Below are 3582 nucleotides of genomic sequence, written 5' to 3' on the forward strand. Positions count from 1 at the left end.
CAGACAAATCTTCAGCGCCAAGCAGGCGGACGATATCTTCAAATGAGGTCGCGCCTGTCTGAGAGAGATGCAGTGTCGGCCGGTCGAAGCAGTAATCGATCAGATCGGGAAGATTTTGCTGCGGATACGGGCAGAGCAACACCAGCGGTGACCGCTCGGGTAGATTCTCCACTCCTTCAATAGAGAGTCTTAGATTCAGCAGAGAGTTCGCAAAAAGCTTCAGCCGTCGAAGATAGCTTCGGCTGGAAATTAGCGCCCCTATGGTGAACAGCAAGATACAAGCCGCAGCGAGCAAGAAGATTCCGCGAGCATCAATCGCCAGCAGGTCGTGGAGAATCCAAAGCCAAAGAGAGGCAAAGAGGACGGCGGCCATACTGATGAAGTTGCTGGCAGCGATGACCATGCCACGGGTTTCGGCGGGAGGATGGTGCTGTATCCAGGCACAGAAAGGCACCAGATAGATACCTCCAAATATACCCAGCAGGAGTGAGAGTCCGAGCATCACTGGAAAGCCGCTGTCAGGAATGCCCATGAGTATTAGGCAGGTCGCAAGCCCGAGAGCCGCCATTGGTGTCAGACCGACCTCGATTTTTGGGCCTGAGAGCGGACTCGACAGCAGGCTGCCGACACCTATCCCCAATCCGAGCACCGCAGCCATTGCGCCGGCTGCATCATCTCCTACTGCGAGATCTTCCTTTGCCAGCAGCAGCAGCGATAACATGACAAGAGTGCCGAGCCCCTCGAACAAGGCCATGGAGAGAACGGCGAGCGTCAGATGCTGACCTTTGCGAATCGCCTCCCAGCCTCTTTTCAGGTTGACCTGGGAGGAAGTTGACCGCGCGCGACCGGCGGAGCCGGGTTTCTGTCGCAGCAGAAGAATGAAAAGGAAGCCGGCCACCGCGATCACGATCATTGCCACACCCAGGCGGGGGAGACTGTCAGCCCAATGTTCGAGGAGTATGCCGCCAAGGGCTGTGCCAAGAATCAATGCTCCATAGCGGCATAGCTCCATGACGCCGTTGGCTTTGGTTAGAGTGTGGTGAGGCACGATCTCGGGAAGATAGCTTAGCTTGGCTGGGCTGAAGAAAGCCGACTGCACGGCCATGAGGAAGAGCACAAACAGTAAGATCCAGAGCGCCTCCTCGCTCGCCTCTATTTCCAACCTCAAGAAGGCGATGAGAGCGAGCGACATGATAGCAATCTCCGCCGCCTTAATAGATTTCAGCAGTACTGGCTTCGAGCAAGCGTCGGCTAGGCGCCCCGCGGGCAGTGAGAAGATCAGGTAGGGTAAGCTGAAAACCAGCGTAGTGGTGGTTAGATAGCCACCTATGCTCTCGCTGGATACTGTGCGAACCGCGAGCAGAGAGACCACGATCCTGAAAAGATTATCGTTCAGCGACCCCAGGGTTTGTGAAGTCAGGAGGCTGAGATAATTCCGCTCTCGGAGAGTTGCGCGAGTCACTTGGAGTCCTCCCTCAGTACGGAAGCGCCAGGGGGGAGACGGAAAAGATCGCCTGATGATGCGGTTGTCCAAGCACCGCCCACGTTAGCAACAAGTTTCTGACCGCTTCGTTGCAGCGGTGTGCCGAGAGCTGCACTCTTGCGCTGAACCAGCTCTAGAATGCGCTCAGCCTCCGCACCTTCGGCCAAATCCGTTGCGAGCCTTTGTTGCTTGATCGGATGAAACTCGATTCGGTGCGGTTTGCCGCGCTCCAGGTCGATGATGAAAGCCCCACCGCGATCCGTTCGAATTCCGGGGAATATCCAGTAGTCGTCGAGGAAATCACCGGTGTCATAGAGAATCACACCACCTTGATAGAGCTCGATGCCGTGAAGCAGGTGGGCCGAGTGGCCGTGGACGATATCGACGCCCAAGCTGATCATTTGGCGTGCAAACCGCCTGAAACGCTTGGACGGCCCAGGCCTCAAATTAATGCCCCAGTGAAGCGAAAGGATGATGCAGTCCGCCCCGTTCCGCCTTTCGTTGCGGATCAGTGCCTCAATCAAGGCAAGCTGATGGGGCTCCTCACCAACTCTCATGAATGCTGTGCCGCCCTTTCCGGGCTGGGCTGCAAATTCAGGCATGTTGTCGGTGAAGCTGATCATCAAGACGCATGCGTCGCCTGCCTGGAACCAAGCAGGCTGCCAAGCTTCCTCTAGGTTCTTGCCGGCACCGCAGTGGTTAATGCCCAGTTTGTCGAGCAGCTCGATAGTATCTCTTAGACCCGTCTCCTCGTGATCGAGGATATGATTGTTGGCCAGGGTAAGGGCGGAGATGTTGGCGTCCTTTAGGGCGGGTCCAATCTCTGGGATGGCGGCGAAACGAAAGGCTTTCATTCCTTCGCGCCACCGGCCGCCATGTTCGGTAATAGGCGACTCTAGGTTGGCTATCACACCATCGCACGAGACTAGGAGCGATTGCGCCCTGCCCCAGATATCGTGACCGGGGTTGGCACGCAGGGCGCGAGAGATCTTGCGGCCGGGCATGATATCGCCAACGAAGCAAAGCCGCGCGGTTCGAGGGTTTGACTTATTCTTTTGCATGGCTGCCTCTCTGCGTCCTGTTTGAGGCAACCTTCATGGGTATGGTCAGGAAATCCAAAGCGGGCTGTGTTGCAATGCAGGTTTGCTCGGCCGGTACAACCCACTCCTTGGCGTTCCTCTCCGTTTTGAATTTCCCGGGCGCCCGGAAATCTTGGCTCCTGTCCTAGCGAGAGGAGGAAAAGATGCGAGCCGAGCCCAAGGGTATTACTGCGAGGAACTGGCGGAGAGGCATTACGCTCTTTATGATCCCGGTGTTCTTCTTGAGCGCTTGTACCACCCCCTCGAGCCCGGATTATGCGGACTTACCTGATTTGGCGCCCGAGCAAGATCAAACGCTCCACCGTGTGACTCTCAGGGTCACTGTGAAGGGCAGCGGAGTCGATGATGAAGCTCGCGATGAGGGTGAACTCGCACTGGCTCGGGAAAAGGCTGCCGGTTACGGGTTTGACGCGATAAAGAACGTCTCCTATTCGAACGGCTCTCTGGTTTCGTTCGACCTGCCCGCTGGCAGATATCAATTGGTCGCGATGGGTGAAGCGACTTGCGACGGCCTGGTTTTGGAAGTCGCTCCCGAGGCCTCAAGGTCTCTCTACGCAGGAAGCCTGGAGGCCGTCGTCAGGGAGCAGGAGGTCGATGGTAAAATCCGAACTGATATCAGCTTGGATGTTCAGAACGAGCTGGATGCCGAGACCCAGGCAGGCGCTAATGGCCCGAGTTCGGGGCTCGGTGATGTGAAGCTCGCTCTCCTGCAGGAGGCGTCGCCAGCTCCCTCATGCCACGCGGAAGGTGATACGGCTGCCACCGTCGTAGGAAAGGTGGTGCTCGGCGTCTTGGTGGTCGCAGGGATCATCGCGCTTGCAGGTCTCTTTCTTCTTTTAGGCATTGCATCCGGGTTTAAAACCAAATGAGTTTTCCGCTTCCTGGAGTTCTACGTTCTTCCTTTTCTCACGGGTACTCAGGGCTAAGGCGATCCACCGCCTGTTACCGGAAGATTTCCCTGAAACGGCAAATAATTTCCCTGTTCCTTGGAAAAAATCC

At 56.6% G+C, this 3582-nt stretch carries 3 protein-coding genes (1 of these 3 cut by a window edge); 1 reads left to right on the forward strand and 2 read right to left on the reverse strand.

The annotated features are described in order from the left end of the window. A protein-coding gene (locus P8X75_14905) for an MFS transporter (protein MEJ1996470.1) crosses the window boundary here: on the reverse strand, positions 1–1372 show its 5' portion. Its footprint begins 134 nt before the window's first position; only the first 1372 of its 1506 coding nucleotides appear in the window; its start codon is at positions 1370–1372; its stop codon lies beyond the left edge, outside the window. Between the two features lie 86 nt (positions 1373–1458). Further along, the gene (locus tag P8X75_14910; protein MEJ1996471.1) at positions 1459–2544 is read right to left on the reverse strand and encodes a CapA family protein; all 1086 of its coding nucleotides are present in this window, start codon (positions 2542–2544) and stop codon (positions 1459–1461) included. A gap of 182 nt (positions 2545–2726) precedes the next feature. On the opposite strand from P8X75_14910, the gene P8X75_14915 reads away from it, so the two are divergent. After that, positions 2727–3452: a hypothetical protein gene (locus tag P8X75_14915; GenBank protein ID MEJ1996472.1), complete on the forward strand. Its 726-nt coding sequence runs from the start codon at positions 2727–2729 to the stop codon at positions 3450–3452. The last annotated feature ends 130 nt before the right edge of the window (positions 3453–3582 follow it).

The organism is Limibacillus sp. (assembly GCA_037379885.1).
Taxonomy (GTDB): Bacteria; Pseudomonadota; Alphaproteobacteria; order Kiloniellales; family CECT-8803; genus JARRJC01.